At 65.0% G+C, this 22,835-nt stretch carries 19 protein-coding genes; 8 read left to right on the forward strand and 11 right to left on the reverse strand.

Going from position 1 to position 22,835, the window contains the following annotated elements; genetic code table 11:
* Nucleotides 1-7: 7 nt before the first annotated feature.
* The 4 genes from LB569_RS00245 to LB569_RS00260 all read right to left on the reverse strand — a co-directional run bounded on the left by LB569_RS00245 (nt 8) and on the right by LB569_RS00260 (nt 5,642).
* Nucleotides 8-1,276, reverse strand: a complete 1,269-nt coding sequence (locus LB569_RS00245) for a glycosyltransferase family 4 protein (protein WP_224690624.1) — start codon at nt 1,274-1,276, stop codon at nt 8-10.
* A gap of 164 nt (nt 1,277-1,440) precedes the next feature.
* The gene (locus LB569_RS00250) at nt 1,441-2,970 is read right to left on the reverse strand and encodes a mercuric reductase (RefSeq protein WP_224690625.1); all 1,530 of its coding nucleotides are present in this window, start codon (nt 2,968-2,970) and stop codon (nt 1,441-1,443) included.
* Nucleotides 2,960-4,300 (reverse strand): glucoamylase family protein, encoded by a 1,341-nt coding sequence (locus tag LB569_RS00255; RefSeq protein WP_224690626.1) that lies wholly within the window; start codon nt 4,298-4,300, stop codon nt 2,960-2,962. The genes LB569_RS00250 and LB569_RS00255 overlap by 11 nt, the downstream gene beginning before the upstream one ends.
* Complete coding sequence (locus LB569_RS00260) at nt 4,293-5,642, reverse strand: GH39 family glycosyl hydrolase (protein WP_318013096.1); 1,350 nt, start codon at nt 5,640-5,642, stop codon at nt 4,293-4,295. Before LB569_RS00260 ends, LB569_RS00255 begins: the two co-directional genes overlap by 8 nt.
* Between LB569_RS00260 and LB569_RS31895 the strand changes: the two genes are divergently transcribed.
* Nucleotides 5,571-5,762, forward strand: coding sequence for a hypothetical protein (locus LB569_RS31895; protein WP_318013098.1), 192 nt, complete (start codon nt 5,571-5,573; stop codon nt 5,760-5,762). The two genes, LB569_RS00260 and LB569_RS31895, sit on opposite strands and share 72 nt — an antisense overlap.
* Nucleotides 5,763-5,831: 69 nt before the next feature.
* Here LB569_RS31895 and LB569_RS00265 read toward each other — a convergent pair whose 3' ends face one another.
* Both LB569_RS00265 and LB569_RS00270 read right to left on the reverse strand, forming a co-directional pair.
* Nucleotides 5,832-6,584 (reverse strand): SDR family NAD(P)-dependent oxidoreductase, encoded by a 753-nt coding sequence (locus LB569_RS00265; protein WP_224690628.1) that lies wholly within the window; start codon nt 6,582-6,584, stop codon nt 5,832-5,834.
* A gap of 124 nt (nt 6,585-6,708) precedes the next feature.
* Complete coding sequence (locus LB569_RS00270; protein WP_224690629.1) at nt 6,709-7,518, reverse strand: IclR family transcriptional regulator; 810 nt, start codon at nt 7,516-7,518, stop codon at nt 6,709-6,711.
* 186 nt (nt 7,519-7,704) lie between these two features.
* Here LB569_RS00270 and LB569_RS00275 point away from each other — a divergent pair, with 186 nt between their 5' ends.
* Genes LB569_RS00275 through LB569_RS00300 form a run of 6 tightly spaced genes read left to right on the forward strand, consistent with a single transcriptional unit; the run spans nt 7,705 to nt 14,449 of the window.
* Nucleotides 7,705-8,718, forward strand: a complete 1,014-nt coding sequence (locus tag LB569_RS00275; protein ID WP_140709429.1) for an ABC transporter permease — start codon at nt 7,705-7,707, stop codon at nt 8,716-8,718.
* Nucleotides 8,719-8,722: 4 nt separating this feature from the next.
* On the forward strand, nt 8,723-9,565 hold the full coding sequence (locus LB569_RS00280; protein WP_224690630.1) for an ABC transporter permease: 843 nt from the start codon (nt 8,723-8,725) through the stop codon (nt 9,563-9,565).
* A 3-nt stretch (nt 9,566-9,568) separates the two neighbouring features.
* Nucleotides 9,569-10,639, forward strand: a complete 1,071-nt coding sequence (locus tag LB569_RS00285) for an ABC transporter ATP-binding protein (RefSeq protein WP_140709433.1) — start codon at nt 9,569-9,571, stop codon at nt 10,637-10,639.
* Nucleotides 10,636-11,673, forward strand: coding sequence for an ABC transporter ATP-binding protein (locus LB569_RS00290; protein WP_224690631.1), 1,038 nt, complete (start codon nt 10,636-10,638; stop codon nt 11,671-11,673). The genes LB569_RS00285 and LB569_RS00290 overlap by 4 nt, the downstream gene beginning before the upstream one ends.
* Before the next feature lie 50 nt (nt 11,674-11,723).
* Nucleotides 11,724-12,995 (forward strand): CaiB/BaiF CoA transferase family protein, encoded by a 1,272-nt coding sequence (locus LB569_RS00295; RefSeq protein WP_411970176.1) that lies wholly within the window; start codon nt 11,724-11,726, stop codon nt 12,993-12,995.
* Nucleotides 12,996-13,012: 17 nt separating this feature from the next.
* Entirely contained in the window at nt 13,013-14,449 is a 1,437-nt protein-coding gene (locus LB569_RS00300; protein WP_224690632.1) for an NAD-dependent succinate-semialdehyde dehydrogenase, read from the forward strand.
* 24 nt (nt 14,450-14,473) lie between these two features.
* Here LB569_RS00300 and LB569_RS00305 read toward each other — a convergent pair whose 3' ends face one another.
* Both LB569_RS00305 and otnK read right to left on the reverse strand, forming a co-directional pair.
* On the reverse strand, nt 14,474-15,112 hold the full coding sequence (locus LB569_RS00305; RefSeq protein ID WP_224690633.1) for a class II aldolase/adducin family protein: 639 nt from the start codon (nt 15,110-15,112) through the stop codon (nt 14,474-14,476).
* Nucleotides 15,112-16,476, reverse strand: coding sequence for a 3-oxo-tetronate kinase (otnK, locus tag LB569_RS00310; RefSeq protein WP_224690634.1), 1,365 nt, complete (start codon nt 16,474-16,476; stop codon nt 15,112-15,114). The genes LB569_RS00305 and otnK overlap by 1 nt, the downstream gene beginning before the upstream one ends.
* A gap of 116 nt (nt 16,477-16,592) precedes the next feature.
* Here otnK and LB569_RS00315 point away from each other — a divergent pair, with 116 nt between their 5' ends.
* Nucleotides 16,593-17,363 (forward strand): GntR family transcriptional regulator, encoded by a 771-nt coding sequence (locus tag LB569_RS00315; protein ID WP_224690635.1) that lies wholly within the window; start codon nt 16,593-16,595, stop codon nt 17,361-17,363.
* Between the two features lie 32 nt (nt 17,364-17,395).
* Here the strand turns inward: LB569_RS00315 and LB569_RS00320 are convergent, their stop codons facing one another.
* The 3 genes from LB569_RS00320 to LB569_RS00330 form a co-directional block, all read right to left on the reverse strand.
* A complete protein-coding gene (locus LB569_RS00320) occupies nt 17,396-18,625 on the reverse strand; it encodes an aminotransferase class III-fold pyridoxal phosphate-dependent enzyme (RefSeq protein ID WP_224690636.1) in 1,230 nt (409 codons plus the stop codon).
* 119 nt (nt 18,626-18,744) lie between these two features.
* A complete protein-coding gene (locus LB569_RS00325) occupies nt 18,745-20,307 on the reverse strand; it encodes an ABC transporter substrate-binding protein (RefSeq protein WP_224691106.1) in 1,563 nt (520 codons plus the stop codon).
* Nucleotides 20,308-20,391: 84 nt separating this feature from the next.
* Entirely contained in the window at nt 20,392-22,566 is a 2,175-nt protein-coding gene (locus tag LB569_RS00330) for a dehydrogenase E1 component subunit alpha/beta (RefSeq protein WP_224690637.1), read from the reverse strand.
* Nucleotides 22,567-22,835 lie beyond the last annotated feature (269 nt).

Consider the following 22,835-nt stretch of genomic DNA (forward strand, 5'->3'; position numbering starts at 1 on the left):
TGGCGGCTCATGGGGTGACGGGAGATGGCTGGTCGTCATTGCCGTCATTGTCCAGTGCAAGCCCGGCGCGGACGGCATCGCGGATCGCTTGCGGGCCAAACCTTGCCCATACGGCCTGATGCGCACGCAGGCGCTGCCGTATCCGGCGCTCGGCGTCGAGACAAAGGTCGACGGCCATGTCGGCCAGTCTCTCGTCGCTGGCCGACAGCAGCACCTGGTCATTCTCGATCAGGCCCAGGCCCTCGGCCGCGAGCGGTGTCGCGATCACCGGCACTCCCCAGGCCATCGCCTCCAGAATCTTGATGCGCGTGCCCCCGCCCGCCCGGAGCGGGATGATGCTGAGATGCGCGCCGCACAGGAGCGGCGCCACGCTTTCGGGATTCTCGACGAGTTCCACATCGGGCAACCCAGCCAGGGCCTGCACGGCCGGGTTCGGACCGCGTCCGGCGAGAACGAGTTTCGCGCCGGGCAAAGCCTGGCCGATACGGGGCAATATGGCCCGGGCCAATCGCCCGGCGGCATCGACATTCGGAGGATAGCCGAGATGGCCGATGAAAAGAATCACCGGAAAGCCGCTGTCGGTCGGCGGTTCCGCGGGCAGCACGGCGGGAATGGCCTCGACGTTGGGAATCCCATTGGGAACGACGTCGATTGGCATCTTCCGTCCGGCAAGCGCCATCAACCTCTCGCGGTCCTCGTTCGAGCAGACCCAGACTCTGTCGACAAGGGCGAGCGCCTTTCGTTCGAGATGCCTGATGCCGGGCGCGGATACGACGGTGGACAGGCGCGATGCGGTCGTGACCGCGCGTTTCATCTGCGCGGACAGGTCGGACTCGACATTGTGCATGTCGAGGATGAGCTGCCTGGCCAGCGGTCGCAAGGGCCGCAGCAGCTTGAACAGGCCGATGCTCTCGACCACGACGGTGTCCGGGCGGAATTCTAGGATCAGTGCTTCCAGCCGCGCCAGGGCCGCGCGCGAAATGCGATGCTCCGCCCTCATGCGCCACCATCCGATCGAGGCCGTCCGCGGCTCACCCTCGATTGACAGCGCCTCGGCGCGGATCCGTGGATCGGGCGCGGCCGCCGCGATCGCCTTGGGCAGCACCGAGGCCAGACAGACCGGTCCGAACGCGGCCGCCGCCACGGCGTTGCGATAATTGCGAAGATCCGCGCCGGAGGTCGGCGGAAACGCCGGCTCGTGGGACACGATCAGCACGCGTCGCCCGGTGCCGCGCGCCGGCATGTCGACACCGGCCCGCGTGCTCAAAGCGGACACCCGACGCTTCGCGCCAGGAGAGACGGCGCAAGCTCTGTGGCAGACGACATTCACGAGGCCCCCGAAGCCGCAGAAATCAGCCTCGACTTGTTCAGCCGAACCGGGCTTTCGTCAAGCACTGGATCGCATTCCAACGCGGGTCCGGCCCGAACCGGACGCAAGGCTTATCGTCTGGACCACGCCAGCCAGTGCGCCGCCAGGCGCCTGCGCAACGAGGTGAGGCGTGTCCGCCTGTAGGCGTCGCCCGCCATCTTGATGCCTTGCGCCTGTGTCGGGAAGGGATGGATGACGTCGGCCAACGCATGCAGTCCCATGCCCGATCTGATGGCCAGCGTCACCGCGTTGATCATCTCCCCGGCATGGCTGGCGACGACCGTCGCTCCAAGGATGCGGTCGGACCCTTCCCTGACATGGACCTTGACGAACCCTTCCTCCTCGCCATCCATCACGGCGCGGGCGACATCGTGCATCAGCACCGTATAGGTCTTGACCGGAATGCCGTTGCGCCGCGCCTCCAGGGGATAGAGGCCGACATGGGCGATCTCCGGATCGGTATAGGTGCACCAGGGAACGACGAGTTCGCTGAGCCTTTCGCGGCCGCGAAACAGGGCATTGCGCACAACAATGCGCGCCGTTGCCTCGGCGGTATGGGTGAACTTGTATTCGAGGCAGACGTCGCCCGCCGCGTAGACATGAGGGTTGGTGGTCCGCAGAAAATCGTCGACCTGGATGCCTTTGGCGTCATGGGCAACGCCGGCCTCGTCGAGGCCCAGCCCATCGACATTGGGCGAACGGCCGACGCCGGTGATGATCTCGTCGACGGAGATCGTCGTCGTATCGCCGTCCCGCATCAGGTCGGCGACCTTGGCGGCACCTTCCCTGCGCACCCCCACCACTTCGGTGTTCAGGCGGACCTCGACCCCTTCGCGGGCCAGCGCGTCGGAGAGGATCTGCGCGGCGTCGCGTTCCTCGCCGGGCAGGAACATCGGATCGCTCTGCGCCAGGATGACCTTGGCGCCGAGCATGCAGAAGGCCTGCGCCGTTTCGCAGCCAAGCGGCCCGCCGCCGATGACGAGTAGCCGCGGCGGGCATTGCGTCAGGTCGAACATCGTCTCGTTGCTGAGGTAACCCGCTTCGACCAGCCCCGGAATGGCAGGGAAGGCCGGACGGGCTCCCGTTGCAATCAGCGCCTTCTTGAAATGCAACGTGCTCTGCGCGACCCTGACCGTGTCGGGTCCGGCAAACCGCGCTTCGCCGAAATAGAGGTCGATCCCCTCCGAAACCAGGCTCGCGGCGGAATCGGCTCGGCTGAGCCGCCGCCGGATTTGCCGCATCCGTGTCATTGCCCGTTGAAAGTCGACGCGAAGATGGTTCGGCGGGTCGCCGCCGAAGCTCTCGGCATCGCGCATGTCGGCATAGAGCCTGGCCGTGCGGATGATCGACTTCGACGGAATGCCGCCGACATTGATGCAGGCGCCGCCGAGCAGCCCGCGCTCGATCAGCGCCACCTTCGCGCCAAGGCTCGCGGCGTCGCGCGCGGCGGTCAACCCGGCCGGCCCGGCACCGATGACGACGAGATTGTAGGGACCGTTCGGGGTCGGGTTCTTCCAGCGCGGGGGATGCGCGCTCCTGATCAGTTCGACGTCGTTGCGGTCGACCGGGAAGGCGGCGGCTCTCGTCGGCTCAAGCGCCATCGCGCCCTCCTGATGCCGGCCGCGACAGCCATCCGCCGGTGAAGCCGGCCTTGTCCAGGCCGCGGCGGATATGGGGGTTGGAACGCATCAGCTCCCAGATCAGGCCGGAACGGTGGTTCTCGATCATCATCACCGCTATGCCCTGGTCCAGACCGTAATGGCCTTCCGACACCCAGCCATCGCGGCCGAATTTCCGCCGGTTGGCCAATGTCGGATTGAACCCGCTCGGCAGCCGGAAATTGTCCATCACCTCCGGGTAACGATCGACGAGGTGGCGCATCGCCGCCAGGCAGATGTCGGGCGCGAAAGGCAATGACGCCGGATAGGACCATGGCGCGATCGTCCCGTCATCCGGTCCAAAAGGCGCGCCGCGCGCGGCATAGCCGGAAAAGCGGTGGGTCCGCCGCTCAACGCTGGCGCGGAAGCCGCCCGGTCCGTCCCCGGCCGAAAGGCCCCACAGGTTCTCGCCATAGCCGTCAAACCCGTAAGGATTGTGCCTTGCGTAATCCCGGTGAAGGTATGTCGCGCGGCGGCTGTTTTCGAAATAGTCCGAATTCTTCTCGCGCATGAAAGCGTCGCGGATGCCGGCGAAATCGATCCAGGCATGCGAGAACTGGTGCATGAACAGCGGCCCGCCATAGAGCACGTCGTGGCCGTAGATGTTTTCCCACTGGTAGGTCGCCGTCCAGGCCTCGTAGCTGTCGTCCGACGTTGGGCGGTCCGGTGAGGCCATCGACAGCACATAGAGGATCGTCGCCTCGTTGTAGCCTTCCCAGCCATAATGCAGAAAGCCGCTCCTGGGCTTCCAGCCCTGGCGGAGCGTCGGGCTGCTGCCTTGCGCCCATCGCCAGTCGACGCGCCTGTAGAGCGCCTCGACCAACTGGCGGATTTCGGCCTCGTCGGCATTGTCGCCGGAAAAATAGGCGCCCGCCACCAGCATGCCGGCGATCAGCAGGGCGGTATCGACCATCGACAGTTCGCAGCGCCAGACCCGCAAACCGGTCCGCATGTCGAGGAAGTGGTAGTAGAAACCCTTGTGGCCGGTGACCTCGTGGCCGCTGCCTTGCGTGCTGGCCTGGAAAAAACGTAGCGCCGCAAGGGTCAGCCGGGCAGCCGCGTCGCGTGCCATCCAGCCACGTTCGACGCCGATCGGATAGCAGGACAGGGCGAAACCGACGACGGCGATGCTGCACGGTGAATTCGGTCGCGACGTGTCGGCGACCAGCCCGTTGTCGGGGTTCACATTTTCCAGGAAATAGCCGAAGGCGGCGCGTTGATAGCGGTCCAGCAATTCGTCATCGGCCAGCGCGGCGGGATCTGCTCTAAGCAAACGATAAACACTCCAGCCTGATGGCAGCAACGCCCTGCGCAGGTACGGTGACATCGAACAGAACGGTATGATCGCTAAAGGCGATCGCTTGCGCCTGTTCCGGCATCGCAGAGGCCGCATGCAAATGCTCTACCATTGCTGGGCTCAGGTAATCTGGACTTCCCATTGTCAACCATAGCGCCTTGGGGTTGGCATTTGCTGCATCGACGCGTCGGATGGTCGCCGTGCCGGGCTGCCGTGCATTCTCAAGATGAATATGCACGGTCTCGTTCGCGATCGGATGCCGCGGCAAGGCGAAGTTGGAAATCAGCACGGTCAACGAACTTCCGTCGCGCACACACCAACTGTCGACGGTGGGGTGATTGCCTTGCGTGGACAGGATTTCGGTTCCAAGGCCATGCAGCATTTCGAAGGCACGGTAAGCCGGTTTGGCGACGCCGTGAAGGTTCATCAGGCCGAAACCGCCATGAAAGGGCCGGGATGGAAAATAATTCTCTTCGAAAATATCCGAAAACGTCCAGTAGCTGTAGCCCTGAACCAGCCCTTTCGCCTCCATGACCGTCTTGATGATGAACGCGGCGGCATAAGGCTCGTCGTGCATGTGGTCGCGCGGGTTCGACGATGTGCACCATTCGGTGTAGTAGAGCGGGCGGTCGCCTGCCTGCCGTCGCGCGGTGCGCGCTTCCTCGCGCAGGACGCTTCGCCTGCTTTTCGAGAGCTGGGCTTCGGTGTCGTCGCCAGGCTGGCCGAAGGCATCGGTTGGATAATGGTGGGTGCTGACGAAGTCCGCTGGAAGGCTGTTCTGGCCACAGTAAGCGATGAACTCATCGATCCAGGCATTGTCGGCCGTGGCTGGTCCGCCGACCTTCAACTGCGTGTCAACGGATTTGATAGCTCTTGCCGTGTAAGCGTATAGCTTGAAATAGTCATCCTGTTTGCCGCTGCCGAACGCCTTGAGATTGGGCTCATTCCAGACCTCAAAGAACCATTGCCGCACCTCGTCGAGGCCGTAGCGATCAACCCAGTGAGCGACGAGCTTCGAAATCAGCGTCGACCACTGATCGTAGTCCTTCGGTGCGCTGACATTGGCGCGATAGCGGAAGGCTATCTTTCCGGACGACGACAGCATTGTCGGCATGAAGCTCAGTTCGACGAAGGGGCGCATGCCGATCGACAGCAGGAAATCGAAGATTTGATCGGCATTGAAGAACGAATAGAGCGGCTGGTCGTCCTGGTCGATGAGCGTGCCCATGTCGTCGTCGAGCAACCCGTGAAAACGGACGTGGCGAAAGCCGAGCTCGTCGTGCGCCCGGCGCATCTGCGCCTGCCAATCCGCGCGCAGGGCGAGCGTCGCGTGGCCGCTACCGATCGTATGTTCCCAGAAGTGGGGGAATTCCTCGCCCTGGACGCCGAGATCGCAGCGAAAAGTTGCCCGTGGAACTGTCTGAAATGGCTGCTCTAAACATTCCATCGCTGACTATACGCCGGCCTGACATATTCGTTGCCTGCTCACGCGGATTTGTAGTTGCCGTCAGTAAGTGGCGCGGCCGCCGGACACGTCGAACACCGCACCCGTGGTGAACGAGCATTCCTCGGAGGCGATCCATGCGATCAGCGCCGCCACTTCCTCGACCTCGCCGAAGCGCGCCATCGGTATCTTGGACAGCATGAAGTCGATGTGCTCCTGGCTCATCTGCTTGAAGATGGCGGTGCGCACGGCCGCCGGCGTCACGCAATTGACCGTCACCTTGGTCTTGGCCAGTTCCTTGCCGAGCGACTTGGTCAGGCCGATCACCGCCGCCTTCGAGGTGCTGTAGGCGGAGGCGTTGGGGTTGCCTTCCTTGCCGGCGATCGACGCGATGTTGACGATGCGGCCATAGTTGCGCTCGAGCATGTGCAGCACCAGCGCCTTGTTGCAGTAGAAGACGCCGTTGATGTTGATGTCGATGACCCCACGCCAATCCTCGGCCGAATAGGCCCAGGTCGTCATGTTCGGCCCGGTGATGGCTGCGCTGGTGACAAGGATGTCGACGCCGCCAAGGGCTGCGATCGTCGATTGTGCGGCAGCCTCCACGCTTGCCGCGTCGGCCACGTCCAACGTCACTCCATGCAGGGCGGGAATGACGGCTTTCGCCTGTTCGATTTGCGCGGGATCGCGATCCCAGACGCTGACGCGCCCGCCTTCGTCGACGATCCTCTGGGCGACCGCGAGCCCGATGCCCGAGGCGCCGCCGGTAATCACCGCCGACCGGCCGGCGAAGCGTCCCGCGAAATTCATCGGCATGTTGTTCTCCCGTCCATGTTGGCTGAAGCCTGCACGCGTGATGGCCCGTCATCGGGACTGTGAGGTGACCGCCGGCCGACTTCAAGCCGGCATGCGGCCGGATCGTCTGGGCCAACCGGCCCGATTACGGCGTGCTTCCCTCGAGCTGGTCGCGCAGTGCTTCCACCATCGCCACCAGCGCCGGGCCGATTTCGGCATGCGCGCGGGTCTCGGTGATGATTTCGCCGATGCCGCCGCAGGTGATGGCGACCAGCGGCGAGCCGTCACGCGGACGGAACGGCACGCCGACCGCGTGGATATAGCTGTGCCAAGCCCCGAACGAGGTCACGTAGCCGAGCCGCGCATGCTGGGCGATGGCGTCCTCGATCGCCATCGCTATCATCGCGGCCTTGTCCGGCTCCGCCTCCTGCAGCGCCCGCACGAGACTGGCTCGCTCGTCGGGCAAAAGTCCTGCCGCGTAGGCCAGTCCCATAGAGGTCTTCCAGATCGGCAGGTACGAGCCTGGATTGAGCCGCAGCGTCACCAGGCTCTCCGACCGGCAATTGGCGAGGTAGACCATGTTGAGGCTGTCGCGCGTGCCGATCGCCACTGCCGCGCCGGTCAGGTCAGCCAGGGGCTGCATCAGCGGCCGCGCGATGTGGACGACGGCACTGGAGCTCAGCGCCGAATAGCCGAGCGCCACGGTCGCCGGCCCAAGGCTGTAGCGGCCGAGCTCCTTGTCGTAGAGGAGATAGCCGAGTGCGCTCAGCGTATAAGAGATGCGCGACACCGTGGCCTTCGGCAGACCGGTGCGCGCGATGATGTCCTGGTTTCCGAGCGAGGTGTCGCCCGGCCGGAAGGCGCGCAATATGCCGAGGCCGCGCACCAGCGACGAGGAAAGCTGCGCGCCTTCACCGTCAAGTTCGGCCTCATCCCGGGTCGCTCGCTTGCGCACGCTGGTGGTCTTTCTGGCGGAGTGTCCACCTGTCAGGCCGGTGCCTCCGGCGCGGTACAGTCAAAAATGAAATTAAATTCCATTTATATTGACAGCGGCTTTTGCAGCCTGTCAATATGTCCCCTCGATGGCATCTTCCAGCGCCTTGTGCCATCTTACGAAGCCCGTCCTTGTGAAGGTAGCCACGTGTCCCGCTATATTTTGCGCCGGCTTATCGCGATGCCGTTCCTGGTGCTCGGCATCGTCACCATCGCTTTCCTGATCACCACGGTGACCAAGGGCGATCCGCTGACCGCGATCGTCGCCGAACAGCAGATGAACAATCCCGAAGTGGTCGCCGCCGCCAAGGCGCGCTGGGGTTTGGATCGGTCCTTGCCGGAACGCTATATGATATATCTTGGCAATTTGATGAGCGGCGACCTCGGTACGTCCTTCATCACCAAGCGCAATGTCGGCACCGATATTCTCTACCGCTTGCCGGCAACGCTCGAACTGGTTTTCGCCGCCATGATCTTCGGCACCACGCTCGGCATTGTGCTCGGCGTGCTCGCCGCTTATTTCCGCAACAGCCTGATCGACCACGGCGCGCGGCTGTTCGCCTTGTTCGGCTCGTCGCTGCCGGTGTTCTGGTCGGGTCTCGGCCTGCTCTTCATCTTCTCGGTCATGTTGAACTGGCTGCCGGGGCCGGGCAGGCTGGATGCCCGCCTGCCGCTGCCGCCCGGCATCACCGGTTTCCTCACCATTGATTCGTTACTGGCCGGCAACCTCACTGTCTTCAAGGATGCGCTGTGGCATCTGCTTTTGCCGGCCTTCGTGCTCGGCTGGACGGTGTCGGGAACCATATCGCGGCTGGTGCGCGCCAACATGCTGGACGTGATGAGCCGCGAATTCGTGCTCACCGCGCGCGCCAAGGGAGCGAGCGAATTCCGCGTCGTCATCGTGCACGCGCTGCGCAACACAATGGTGCCGACCCTGACCGTCATCGGCTATTCCTTCGCCTATCTGATTACTGGCGCGGTGCTGACCGAGACCATCTTTTCCTGGCCGGGCATGGGTTCCTATGCCGTCGAGGCGGCGCGCGCGCTCGATTTTCCGGCCATCATCGGCGTCACCATCGTCGGCGGCCTCGCCTTCCTGGTCACCAACCTCGTCACCGACATCCTCTACGTCGTGGCCAACCCGCGCGTCAGGCTGAGCTAGCGCCATGACGGCAGTCGTCACGAAATCCCGTTCCGCCGCCATTCCCGAGTGGCTGACCGCGCCCTTGGTCATCGGCACGGTCGTCATCCTGTTCTGGCTGTTCATGACCGTGTTCGCCAATCTGGTCGTGCAGTTCGATCCGCTCGAAATGGTGGCGCGCCGCCTGCAGCCGCCGAGTTGGGCGCATTGGCTGGGTACCGACGCGCTGGGCCGAGATGTGCTCGCCCGCACTCTTCACGGTGCGGCGCATTCGCTGCCGATCGCGGTCCTGGTCGTTGTCTCGGCCGTCGTCATCGGCTCGCTGCTAGGCGCGATTTCCGGTTTCGTCGGCGGCCTGACCGGCGCGGCGATCATGCGTCTCGTCGACGTCACCCTGTCCTTCCCGCCGATGCTTTTGGCCATGGCCGTCGCCGCCTCGCTGGGGCCGGGCCTTGGCAATGCGGCCATCGCCATGGTGCTGGTCTGGTGGCCGGTCTATGCCCGGCTGATGCGGGCGCAGGTGCTGGAGGTGAAGGAGCGCGAACATGTCGAGGCGGCGATCGCCGCCGGTGCCAGGCCGAGCCGCGTCCTGTTCAAGCATATTCTGCCGCTCTGCTGGACCCCGGTGCTGATCAGCGCCACCATGGATCTCGGCCAGGTCGTGCTGCTCGCCGCATCGCTCAGCTTCATCGGCCTTGGCGCGACGCCACCGACGCCCGAATGGGGCTCGATGATCTCCGACGGCGCCGTGCATTTCTATCAATGGTGGATCGCTTTCGGCCCCGGCGTCGCCATCCTCACCATCGTGCTCGGCTTCAATTTCATAGGCGACGGTCTGCGCGACATTCTCGATCCAAGGTCGGACTAGGCGATGAGCGCACAGCTATCCTCCGTGCGCTCCGGCGCGGCCGAAATGCCAGGCGAACCGCTGCTGTCCATACGCGGATTGCGGGTCGGGTTCCGCAAGGCCGGCAGCCAGTTCGAGGCCGTGCGCGGCATCGATCTCGACGTCGCCAAGGGCGAGGTCCTCGGCATTGTCGGCGAGTCCGGCTCGGGCAAATCGGTCGGCATGCTCGCTGCCCTTGGCCTGACGTCGAAGAACGCGGTCGTCACCGGTTCCGTCCGCTTCAAGGGCGACGAACTGGTCGGCAAACCGGCGCGCGAAATGCGCAAGATCAGGGGCGCGCGCATCGCCATGATTTTTCAGGATCCGCTGTCGTCGCTGAATCCTGTGATGACCGTCGGCGCCCAGATTGCCGAAGCTGTCAGGCTGCATCAGCGCGTGACCCGCAAGCAGGCCATGGCGCGCGCGGTCGACCTGCTCAACCTGGTGTCGATCCCGCAGCCGGAACGCCGGGCCAGCCAGTATCCACACGAATTCTCCGGCGGCATGCGCCAGCGCGCGGTGATCGCCATGGCCGTCGCAAACGATCCCGACCTCCTGATCGCGGACGAGCCGACCACCGCGCTCGACGTCACCGTGCAGGCGCAGATCCTGGCCGTGCTGCGTTCATTGCAGGAGCGGCTCGGTCTCGGCCTGGTGCTGATCACCCATGACCTCGGCGTCGTCGCCGGCCATGCAGACCGTGTCGCGGTCGTCTATTCCGGCCGTGTCGTCGAGCAGGCAACGGTCTCCGAACTCTTCGCCGATCCCCGCCATCCCTATACGCGCGGCCTCATCGCCTCGATCCCCAATTTGGAGGAAAGCCGTGAGCGGCTGTTCTCGATCGATGGCGCGCCGCCGGCCCTTGGCAGCTTGCCCGGCGGCTGCGCCTTCCATCCGCGCTGCATCCATGCCGAGGCACGCTGCCGGGAGCAGGACCCGCCATTGCTCGACCTGGGCGGCCGGTTCTCGGCCTGCCATTTCGCCACGACCTTGCCGCCCTTCCATGGCGCCTCGCTGGCGGCGGCAAGCCTGGAGACGGGAAGCCTGACCCCATGAGCGCAGCGGCCGAACACAAGACCGAAGCACAATTGGCCCGGGCGCCCGCGCTGTCGGTCCGCCATCTCGTCAAGGATTTTCCGGTTCGCGGCGGGCTTGTCTTCGACCGCGCGGTCGCGCATGTGCGGGCGGTCGCCGATGTCTCCTTCGACCTGGCTCCCGGCGAGACGCTCGGCCTTGTTGGCGAATCCGGTTGCGGCAAGTCGACCCTCGGACGCTGCCTGATGCGGCTGATCGAGCCGACCAGCGGCGAAAGCTGGTTTCGCGGCCAGAACCTTCTGGCGCTGAACCACGAGGACATGCGCCGGATGCGGCGTTACATCCAGCTCGTCTTCCAGGATCCATATGGGTCGCTGCATCCGCGCATGCGCATCGCCGACAACATCGCCGAGCCGCTGCGCATGAGCGACATGTCCAAGGCGGACCGCCGCGCCCGCGTCGCCGAGCTGCTCGAACTGGTCCGGCTCAATCCGGAGCACGGCAAGCGCTACCCGCACGAACTCTCCGGCGGCCAGCGCCAGCGTGTCGTCATTGCCCGCGCGCTCGCGCTCAACCCGCAAGTGGTAATCCTCGACGAGCCGGTCTCGGCGCTCGACGTGTCGGTACAGGCCGGCGTGCTCAACCTGCTCAAGGATATCCAGCAATCCTTCGGCACCTCCTATCTGTTCATCGCCCATGACCTGTCGGTCGTGCGACATATCTCGCACCATGTCGCGGTGATGTATCTCGGCAAGATCGTCGAGATCGCGCCGGCCGCCGAGCTTTATTCCAGGTCGCTGCATCCTTATACACAGGCGCTCTTGTCGGCGGTGCCGCTCGCCGATCCCGAAAAGGAACGCAAGCGCGAACGCATCGTGCTCACTGGCGACGTGCCGAGCCCGCTCAACCCGCCGTCGGGCTGCCGCTTCCGCACACGCTGCTTCAAGGCGCAGGCGATCTGCGCCTCGGTGGAGCCGCCACTTGGGCCATCCGGCGAAAAGCACCGGGTCGCCTGCCACTTTCCGGAACCCGTCAACGCCTTCAAGGCTGCCTGACGAGCCTGCGAGGGCCGTCGCCACAATTACCCCGTGAAGGAATCTCGATCGTGACTGAAGACCAGCCCAACGACGTCGGCACGGCAAGCCGCAAGCGCCTGCCGCTGGAAGACATCAAGGTGCTCGACCTCTCGCGCGTGCTCGCTGGCCCGTGGGCGACGATGAGCCTTGCCGATCTCGGCGCCGAGGTGTGGAAGATCGAGAACATCGATGGCGGCGACGACACCCGCGCCTGGTCGGTTCCGAGCTACAAGGGCGTCTCGACCTACTACCTCTCCGCCAATCGCGGCAAGCAGAGCATCGCGCTCGACATCAAGAGCCCGCAAGGCCTGGCGATCGTGCGCGAGCTGGCGGTCAAGGCCGATATAGTCGTCGAGAATTTCCGCGCCGGCACCGCCGACCGCCTCGGCGTTGGCTTCAAGGAACTCAGCGCCTCAAATCCGCGCCTGATCTACTGCTCGATCTCCGGCTATGGTCAGACCGGGCCCGATGCCAACCGTCCCGGGTACGATTTTGTCATGCAGGCCGAAAGCGGCCTGATGGCCATCACCGGCGAGAGCGACGGCGAGCCGATGCGTGTCGGCGTCGCCATCACCGACGTGGTCTGCGGCATGGTCGCCGCCCAGTCGATCCTGGCCGCGCTTTTCGAACGCGCCACGACAGGCAAGGGCCAGTTCCTCGACCTGGCGCTGATCGATTGCGCGCTCTCGCTGCTCATCAATGTCGGCAGCGGCTATCTCAACACCGGCCGCGAGGTCGCCCGCTACGGCAACGCGCATCCGACGGTGGTGCCCTATCAGATATTCGAGGCTGCCGACGGCGGCTTCGCGCTCGCCGTGGGCAATGATCGTCAATTCGCCGCGCTCTGCGAGAAGGTGGTCGGCCTGCCGCATCTGGCGAAGGACCCGCGTTTTATCAGGGCAGGGGCGCGCGCCACCAACCGCGAAGCGCTGATCCCTGAACTGGCTGAAGCCTTCGTGACCCAAACGCGAGATTACTGGATGACGGCCTGTGCCGCGGCGAGCGTGCCGGCTGGAACCGTGAAGTCGATCCCGGAAGTCTTCGACAGCCCCAACGTCCGCGAGCGCGGTCTCGTCCACACCTTGCCGCATCCGCATTTGGGTTCCGTCGCGATGGTGCGCCCGGCGCAGGGGCTGGCCGCGCAGCTGACCGCCGATTTCACCGCGCCGCCGATGCTCGGCCAGGACACGGCGGCCGTGTTGACCGATGTCCTCGGCTACAGCGCTCAAACCATCGAGCAACTGATCGGCGCTGGCGCCATCGGCGTTTACACGCCTGCCGCCGAGTCCGTTTCCGCCTGACCTTAACGGAGCCTGCCATGTACCCCGACGTCCATCTCCACATTGACGGCTCATGGCGGCCGGCGCGCGATGGCCGCACCATGCCCATCGTCAATCCGGCGACGGAAAGCCAGCTCGGTTCGCTCGCCCATGCCGGCATCGACGATCTTGACGAAGTGCTCGCCGCCGCCGCCAAAGGGTTCGAGACCTGGCGGCGCGTCTCGCCTTTCGATCGCTCCAAAGTGATGCGCAAGGCCGCCGACATCCTGCGTGGGCGCAACGAGCACGTCGCCACGCTGATGACGCTGGAGCAGGGGAAACCGATCGCGGAATCGCGCATGGAAGCTTTCGCCGCCGCCGACATCATCGACTGGTTCGCCGAGGAAGCACGCCGCGCCTATGGCCGCATCGTGCCCGCGCGGCTCGAGGGTGTCAGCCAGACGTTGGTCAAGGAGCCTGTCGGCCCGGTGGCGGCCTTCACGCCGTGGAATTTCCCGCTCAACCAGGCGGTGCGCAAACTTTCCGCCGCACTTGCCGCCGGCTGCTCGATCATCGTCAAGGGTCCGGAGGAAACGCCGGCTTCCCCCGCCGAACTGGTGCGCGCCTTCGTCGATGCCGGCCTGCCCGATGGGGCCGTCCAACTCGTCTATGGCACGCCGGCCGAAATCTCGGCCTATCTCATTCCCAATCCGGTGATCCGCAAGATCTCCTTCACCGGCTCCACCCCTGTCGGCAAGCAGCTGGCATCGCTTGCCGGTCTGCACATGAAGCGAGCGACGATGGAGCTTGGCGGTCACGCGCCGGTCATCGTCCTGCCCGACGCCGATCTCGACCGCGCGGCCCGTTCCATGGTGGCGGCGAAATTCCGCAATGCCGGCCAGATCTGCGTGGCGCCGACGCGCTTCCTCGTCGACCATACCGTCTATGACGAATTCGTCGGCCGCTTTGCCGAGGCGACCGGCAAGATCAAGGTCGGTGATGGCCTGGCCGAAGGGACGACCATGGGGCCGCTCGCCAATCCGCGCCGCGTGCAGGCGATGGAGGAACTGGTCCATGACGCCGTGCAGAAAGGCGCCGAGCTCGTCACCGGCGGCAAGCGCATCGGCAATTCGGGCTATTTCTTCGAACCGACAATCCTGTCTGGTGTCGGCACCGATGCCCGCGCCATGAATGAGGAACCGTTCGGGCCGCTGGCGCTGATGACACCGGTGAGCGGACTGGACGAGGCGCTCGCCGAAGCCAACCGGCTGAACTACGGTCTCGCCGCCTATGGCTTCACGCGGTCATCGGCAAGTGCCGCGAAAATGTCGTCGGGCATCGCCAGCGGCATGGTCTCGATCAATCACTATGGCCTGGCGCTACCGGAAGTGCCGTTCGGCGGTATCAACGATTCCGGCAATGGCACCGAGGGGGGCGCCGATGCGCTGGAGAGCTATCTCAACGCGAAGTTCGTCTCACACCTGCAAGTGGAATGAGGCGAAGCGTGTCCGGGGGCCGGCTTACTTCTGCTGGCCGTAGGTCTTGTAGCGGCCGCGAATGGCGGCAAGCTCGCTGCCTTTGATCAGCACCGGCGTGCCGGCACTGCGCGCCAGCAGATATTGCCGTGCCAGGGTTTCGAGCTTGATGGTGCGGATGAGCGCCGCGCCGAGGTCGCCGCCGAAAGCGATCATGCCGTGATTGGCGAGCAGGCAGGCATTGCGGTCCTTGAGCGCGACGACAGCCGCCTTGGCCAGCTCGCTTGACGCGAACAGCGCGTAATCCGAACAGCGCACATCGTCACCGCCGAAGCCCGCCACCATGTAGTGGAACAGCGGCAGCCCTTCGCGCAGGCAGGACAGCGCCACGCAATGGTCGGGATGTGCATGCACCACGGCGCCCGCATCGGGGAAAGCCTTGTAGATTTCGGCGTGCATCTCCCACTCGCTCGATGGTCTGAATGGGGCGTCCCAGGACCCGTCGAGCCGCATCGGCACCATCTGCTCGGGCCGGAGCGCGCTCGTGGCGATTCCTGTCGGCGTGATCAGCATGCCGTCCGCCGTGCGCACGCTGATATTGCCTGTCGTGCCGACATTCATGCCGCTGGCGTCCAGCGTCTCGGTCGCCGCTATCAGCGCCGCGCGCGCGGTCTTGATGTCCATCACGATGCTTTCCCTGTGGTGGCCTTGACTGGCGGCCATGTGCCGATGGCCGGCGCGATGGCGCTCGACCGTGTCATGTCTTGCAGAACGTCAGCGAAAATGTCGGGACCGCCGAGCTTTCCCGATTTCAGCATCAGCGCCAGCGGATCCCCGGGCAAACCGGGGAGGTCGGCGATGGCGCGCGACAGACCGGGACATTCATAGGCGCCCATGGCGATGCGGTCGATGCCGAGCGCCTTGACCACCGAGCCGGCGGTCTCGCCGCCGGCGACGACCAGCCGCCTCACGCCGAGGTCGCGCGCCAGAATTCGTGCGATATCCGCCAGGATCTCTTCTGCTTTCGCGGCCACCGCCTCGCGGCCATGCGCCCGCTGCAGCGCCTCGACACTTGCCTGCGGTGCGGTCGTGGCGATCGCGATCATCGCATTGGGCAGATGCCGTTCGGCAAAGGTCCGTGCCTGCGCCACGACATCGGCGCCGGCGAAGGCGCTGGCAAGGTCGATCGTCAGCACGGGATTGCCCTGCGCGAAGCGGTCGAGTTGTTCGATGGTGCGGTCGGCAACGCTGCCGGCAAGCACTGCCGCCGGACCGTCCACGGCTGGCAGACCGGCTGGGACGAGGTCTTTCCTGTCGAGCAATCCGTGCGCCAGCCAGGCCGGCGGCAGATGCGCCGCGACCGAGGAATTGCCGGTCATCAGCGGCAGATCGAAGGCCGCTTGCGCGATTGCCGCCAGGTCGCGCTCGCGGATCGTGTCGGTGACCAGCAGCGTCTCGCCGCGCGCGCTTTTCTCCCGCATGGCAGCCCGGATCGCTTCCGGGCCGGCATCGACGGTGAGGTAAGGCACCAGCCCGGCCTTGCCCCTGCTTTGCACCTGCAGGACACGCACCAGATTGGAATCGGTCATCGGCGTCAGCGGATCGAAGCGCTTGGGCGATTCGGCCAGCAATTGCGCGCCGCCGAACATATGGCCCTGATAGACCGTGCGGCCGGTTTCGCACAGCGCCGGCGTGAAAAGGGTCACGCTGCCGCCGAGCCGCTCCAGCAGCGCCTCCGCGCACGGACCGATATTGCCGGCGGGCGTCGAATCGAAGGTTGCGCAATATTTGAAGAAGATCTGCCGCGCGCCCGCTTCGACCAGGCGGTCGGCGGCCTCGATCACCTGGCGCACGGCGTCGGCGGCGGCGATGACGCGGGTCTTGAGCAGGATCACATGCGCTGTCTTGCCGGGCAGGATCGGTGCTTCCAGCCCGACCGTGCATCCGGTCGCAACGCCGCGCGCCACCAGCATGGAGGCGAGTTCCGTGCCGCCGGTCAGGTCGTCGGCGATGGCGCCGAACAGAAGGGAGGGCTTCGACGCGGTCATGCGGCTCGTTTCCTTGCCTCATTGATGTCGACGGCCTCTCTGATGTCGTTGGCCTGTCTGATGTCGGTGGTCAGGCCGCACGTGATATCATATACACAGCCCGCTCGACGCGGGTGATGCCTGCGCCCCGGCAAGGACGGAGACTGGATGTGACTGCTTCCATCGCGCCGATCGCGCGCGACAATCTGACGACCCGCGTTTACGAAGAGCTTCGTCGCGCCATGATGGAAGGCCGTTTCTGGCCGGGCCATCGCTTCAAGATCCGCGACCTCGCCGCCAGCCTTCAGGTGTCCGAGACGCCGGTGCGCGAGGCGCTGATGCAGCTGGTGCGCGAGAAGGGCCTTGAGATGGAGGCCGGCCGCTCGATCAACGTCGCCCAGTTGTCGCTCGCCCAGTATCTGGAGCTGCGCAGCATCCGCCTGCACCTCGAAGGCATGGCCGGTGCCGCGGCCACCACGCGTATCGAGCCGCGCGAAATCGACCGTCTGACGGTGGTGCATGAGAAGCTGATTGCCAACGAGGACAATGGCCGCTGGTTCGAGGCCGTCCGCGACAATTGGGAATTCCACCATTCGATCTACCAGGCGGCCGGCATGCCGGAACTGCTCGCCATCATAGAGGGCATCTGGCTGCGCAACGGGCCGCTGGTCAACTATCAATACCCGCATGCCAGGCCGACCTATGACGGCCGCCACCGCCATCTCGACATCTTGGATGCGTTGCGCGCCCGCGACGAGAACGGCGTGCGCAAAGGTATCCAGCAGGACATGCTCGAAGGCGGCCGCCTGCTGGTCAAGGTGCTGGAACGGCTGAATGACGGCTCGGTGACGCCCGAAGAGCTGCGCGCGGCGGCCCAGAACGGCCGCCTGGTTTCGGCGGCCGGCTGAGCCTTTTCCACGCACGCGCGGCACGTGGCCGCTCACGCCGCGTTCGCGGCGGCGGCCATGCCGGCGTCGGCGGCCTGCAGCACGAGGTCGATATCCCTGTCGGTATGCGCGGCGCTGAGGAACATGTTGTGCCGGGGGTGGAAATAAGCGCCCTCACGCAAGGCCGCCGAGCAGAAGGCGTTGGCCAGTTTGAATTCGGCATCGCCATCGAAGAGCACCATCGGCATCGAGGAGGGGCCGGTCTGGCGAAGCAGCAAGCCGTGCTTTTTCGCTGCCACGTCGAGGCCTGAACGCAGCCTGTCGCCGGCCTGCGTCATGCGGGTTACCGCGCCCGTGTCGCGAAGCGTGTTGATCGTGGCGATGGCCGCCGCCATGGCGACGGCGCCATACCAGAACGAGCCCGTTACATAGACCTTTGTCGCGGCTTCGCGGAAACGGTCGGTGCCGGTGATGGCGGCAAGCGGATAGCCATTGGCGATCGCCTTCGAGAAGGCCGACAGATCCGGCCGCACGCCGAGCGGTTCCCAGCTACCGCCGAGATCGATGCGGAAGCCTGCCCGGACATCGTCGACGATCAGCGCCGCGTCGGCCGTAGTGGTGAGTTCCCGTGCCCGTTTGGCGAAATCGGCCGTCGGCAGCTCCTGGTCTCGGGCGATGTCATGCCGGAACGCGGTGACGACGACGGCGGCAAGGTCGTTGCCGGCCTGCTCGACGGCTGATTCCAGGCTGGCAACGTCATTGTAGTCGAAATGGATGAGATGGGCGCGGTCCTCTGCGGTGACGCCGGCGAGCGAGGGCGTGCACCATGGCACCGCACCATGATAGGAGCCACGCGCGACCAGCACCTTGCGTCGTCCGGTGCCGGCGCGCGCGATGGTTACGCAGGCCGTGGTGGCGTCCGTGCCGTTCTTCTGCAGCATCGCCCAGTCAGCATGGGCGACGGTCTTGACCAGCAGTTCGGCGAGTTCAACCAGCACTTCACCGGGGCCGTTCATCGCGTCACCGAGGCTGCGCTGCCGTGCGGCCGCTTCCTCGACTGCCTGATGGTGGTGGCCGAGAATGTTCGGCCCCCAGCTGCACATCAGGTCGATGTATTCGCGTCCGTCGACGTCCCAGACCCGGCAGCCGTCGGCGCGCTCGAAAAACTGCGGATACGCGGAGCCGAGATAGCGCGTGGCCATGTGCCCCCACATGCCGCCCGGAATGACCGAGGCGGCACGCTCGCGCAGCATCTGGTCCTTGGAGTTGATCAGGGAAGGCATCGGGAGATCTCCGCTCGTTGATATATCATATAATAAAGCTGAATGCTGGAAGCCCACGATTTCCGGCATTCCAGGGTGGAGAAAAGGGGAGGCGTATGGCCTCCCCGCCATCTCGTCGTTCAGTGGCTGAGTTCGGCCAGCGGCAGGTTGCAGCAGGCGCTGTAGCGCACGCCCTTGACGTCGGACTTGTAGGCCAGGATCAGGTTCGGACTGACCAGCGGCAGGATCACCCTGTCCTTGATCATCTCCTCGCCGGCCTGGTGCCAGAGCTTGGCGGCCTCGTCGCCGCTCGCCGCGAGTGCCGCCTTGTAGAGTTCGGACTCCTTCGGGTTGAGCACCGACGGCTCGCGCTCCGCGCCGGCGCGGCGTGCCCACGGGCTGCCCTTGGTCATGGCGAAATACTCGATGTACTGCGAGGTGCCGTAATAGTCCGGCGCGTAGAACACGGCCGTCATCGGGATGCCGTCGCCATTGATGCGCTCGCGCCAGTTGGCGAAGGGGATAGGCTGCAGGTCGAGCTTGATGTTGACCTTGGCCAGATCCTGCTGGACCTTTTGCATCAACAGCGACAGGTCGACGCCGTACACGTTCATGCCCGGGAAGGCCGCTTCCATCTCGAAGCCGTCGGCGTGGCCGGCCTTGGCCAAAAGGTCCTTTGCCTTGGCGAGGTCATAGGGCTGCGCCTCAAAGCCCGAGCCGCCGGGGAAACCGAGCGGGATCGGCGCGCTGATCAGTTGGCCCTCGGAGCCGATGGTGAAGTCGAGGATGCTGGGGCGGTCCAGCGCCAGCGAGATCGCCTCGCGCACCTCGGGCGTCAGTGGCACCTTGTTGGCCTTGGCGCCCGGCGACAATGCCACGTAGATGAAGTTGTAGGAGGGCACCGTCTCGATCTTGACGTCGCTGCCCGTCATCGTCTTGGCTGTGTCGGGATCGATTTGCATGGCGATGTCGGCGGTGCCGCTCTGCAGCATCTGCGCCTGCGCCACGGCGTCCTTGGTCTGGCGGATGACGACTTCGCTCAGCGCCGGTGCCTTGCGCCAGTATTTGTCGTTGCGCACCAGGCGCACTTCCGAATTGGGCTCGTAGGATTTCAGCACGAACGGCGCGCTGCCGGCCGAATGGGCCAGGAACCAGGCTTCGGCATTGTCGGTGGTCGAAGCGTCCGCGCCGGCCTTGGCGCCGGCTTCGGAAGCGATCTTGCTGTTGACGACGGCCGTGTAGGGCGCGGCGGCGATATTGAGGAATTCCGAACTCGGCGCCACCATCTTGACCACGACCGTATGCGCGTCAGGCGTCTCGATCGAGGCGACATTGTCCATCAGGAACGAGGCGCTGCCCTTGAGGTTCTTCAGCCGCTCCCATGACCATTTCACGTCCTTGGCCTCGACCGGCGAGCCGTCGGCGAATTTGGCGGCCGGATCGAGCGTGAAGGTGAAGCTGGTCTGGTCGGCATTGCCTTCCCACTTGGAAGCCAGCAGCGGGATCAGCTTGTTGTCCTTGTCCAGCGTCAGCAGCGATTCATAGACGCTCGAATTGTAGATCTGGCAGGTGTCGCAAAAGGCGCGGTGCGGATCGAGCGAGTTGAGGTCGAAGTTGCGCGCGATGACCAGAGGCTTCTCGCTCTGCGCGAAGGTCGCGGGTGCCCAGAAGGCACTGGTGGCCAGAAGCACGGCCGCCAGCATGGTTGCCCTGGTCTTGTGTCTCGGTAGCATCGTCATGTTCATTCTCCCATTTTCTTGTCGAATCGATGTGGCAATGCGTTCGCTCTACCCGCCCACGCCAGTGAGGGATCGAAGCGCGGCCTTGAGCTTGTCGGCGCCGCCCAATGCGGCCCGGTTCAGCGGGGCCGATACGACAGGAGCCGAGAGGCTTCCCGTCACATGCAGGATCTCGTGGTCGAGATAGTCGAACACGCGGTCCTGAATCTCCTGCGTCAATCGCCCGCCGAGCGACAGCCCGCGCTGCACCTGTTCGACGATGGCGACCCGGTTTGTCTTGCGGATAGAAGCTTCCACCAGCGGCCAGTCGAGCCCGGTCGGGTCGAGGCTGCGCAGGTCGATGATCTCGGCATCGACGCCGCTTTCCTCGGCCACCTGCCTGGCCAGCGAAACCATGCTGGCGCTGGTGAGCAAGGTGCAGGCACTGCCCGGCCTGACGATCTTGCCCTTGCCCAATCGCACGCAATAGTCGCGGTCGTCGGTTGGTAAGGGACCTTCGCTCGCAAACAGTTCGACATGTTCGATGACGACGACCGGATCGTCGCATCTCAACGCCGAATTCATCAGGCCGACATAGTCGAAGGGCGTCGTCGGCGCGACGATGCGCCAGCCTGGATAGAGCGCGAACAGGCCGGACGGATCGCCCGAATGCTGCGAGCCGTAGCCGGTGTGCGGCGACACCCGCACTCGCACCACGATCGGTACCGGAAAGCCGCCGCCGAACATGTGGCGCACTTTGCTCACCGCATTGAACAACTGATCGGCCGCGACCAGGCAGAAGTCGCCAAACATGATCTCGACGATCGGACGAAGGCCGCAGAGTGCCGCGCCAAGCGCCACGCCGACAAAACCGTTCTCCGCGATCGGCATGGCCAGCACGCGTTCGGGCCAGCGCTCCAGCGCGCCCTTGGTGGCGCCAGACACGCCGCCGCGCAGCCGGTGCACGTCCTCGCCCATGATGATGATGCGCGGATCCTGTTCCATGGCGCGTGCGATGACTTCCGATGCGGCTGCCATGAACTTGACTGGCCTGGTCTCGGCCGGCGGCAGATCCTCGATTTCCAGGAAATGCTCATCCTTCAGTTCCGACAAATCGCCGCGGATCTGGTTGTCGACCTCTTCGGCGCTTGGCCACAAATGATCGGGAATGCGCAACGCATTGCCGCTGGTTTCGGTCAGTGTGTCCGCCGCGGTGTTGACCACCTCCATGACGCGCTGCTCGAGGGTCGCGAGATCGGACCCATTGAGCACGCCCATCGTCTTCAGGCGCGCCGCCATGGTGACAAGCGGGTCGCGTGCCTTCCAGGCATCCTCCTCGGCGCGCGTGCGATAGCCGAACTCGCTGCCCGGCCTTGCGCCGCTCTGATGCAGGAAGCGGTAGCAGAGCGCCTCGACCAGCACCGGGCCGCCTTCCTCCTCGATCGTGCGCCGCGCCTCGCGCATGGCGTGGTGCACCGCCAACACATCCATGCCGTCGCATTCGATGCCGCGAAAACCCAGCATCGGACCGCGTGAGGCGAGTCGCGACTCGCGCGTCTGCTCGTTGACATGGGTGGAGACGGCATAAAGATTGTTTTCGGCGAAGAAGATGACCGGCAGCCTGTAGAGTGCGGCTATGTTCATCGCCTCATAGGCCGGGCCCGCCATCATCGTGCCGTCGCCGAAAAAGGCGACCGAGATGTTGCCGGTGCCGAGCAGTTTGTCGGCCAGCGCATAGCCGGCCGCATGCGGCAGGTTGCCGCCGATGATGGCACTGGTGCCGGGAATGCCGGAGGCGTCATCACGCATGTGCATCGAGCCGCCGCGCCCGCCGCAATAGCCCGCATTGAGGCCCATGATCTCGGCCATCAGGCCGCGCACCGAGCCTTGCATGTCCGGATTGAAATCGTCGCGTAGCGGATCGAATTGCGGCGGCGTCCGCGCGTTGACCAGCTTTGCCAGCACCTGATGGTGGGCGCGGTGGGTGCCGTTGATGCGATCGCCGGTGCGCAGCATGGACATCGCGCCAACCGCCGTGGCCTCCTGCCCGATGCTGGCATGCGCTGGCCCATGCACCAACCCGGCATTGGCCAGGTCGAGCACCTTTTCCTCGAACCGGCGGATCAGCAGCATCTGGTGGTACCAGCGCACCAGGCTCGGTACCTCGGCGCTGGCCCAGTCGGACTCCCCGACCTCGAGCCGCGACCAGGGCGCCGATGGCTGGATCGCTGTCTGCTGGACCATTTACGCTAGTTCCATTCTGGTAGATGATATATCAAATATTTTCTCAGTCGTTGCGGCAGGTATTTTCTGGGCACCGGCATCGCTTTGCGGATCTGCCCGAACAAATGGAATTAAATTTCATTTTTCGTGCGAAGCCGAGACTAAGCCGGGACGGCGCTGTTTCGCAAGAGGGAATTTTCGGACATCCGATCCCGTCGGCACACCGTTTGGTGTCGTCTTCGGTACGGCCGACGCTGCTTGTCCGATTGCTGTCCGGCTTGCCGATGGTC

This window comes from Mesorhizobium sp. BH1-1-4 (assembly GCF_020165665.1).
GTDB lineage: Bacteria > Pseudomonadota > Alphaproteobacteria > Rhizobiales > Rhizobiaceae > Mesorhizobium.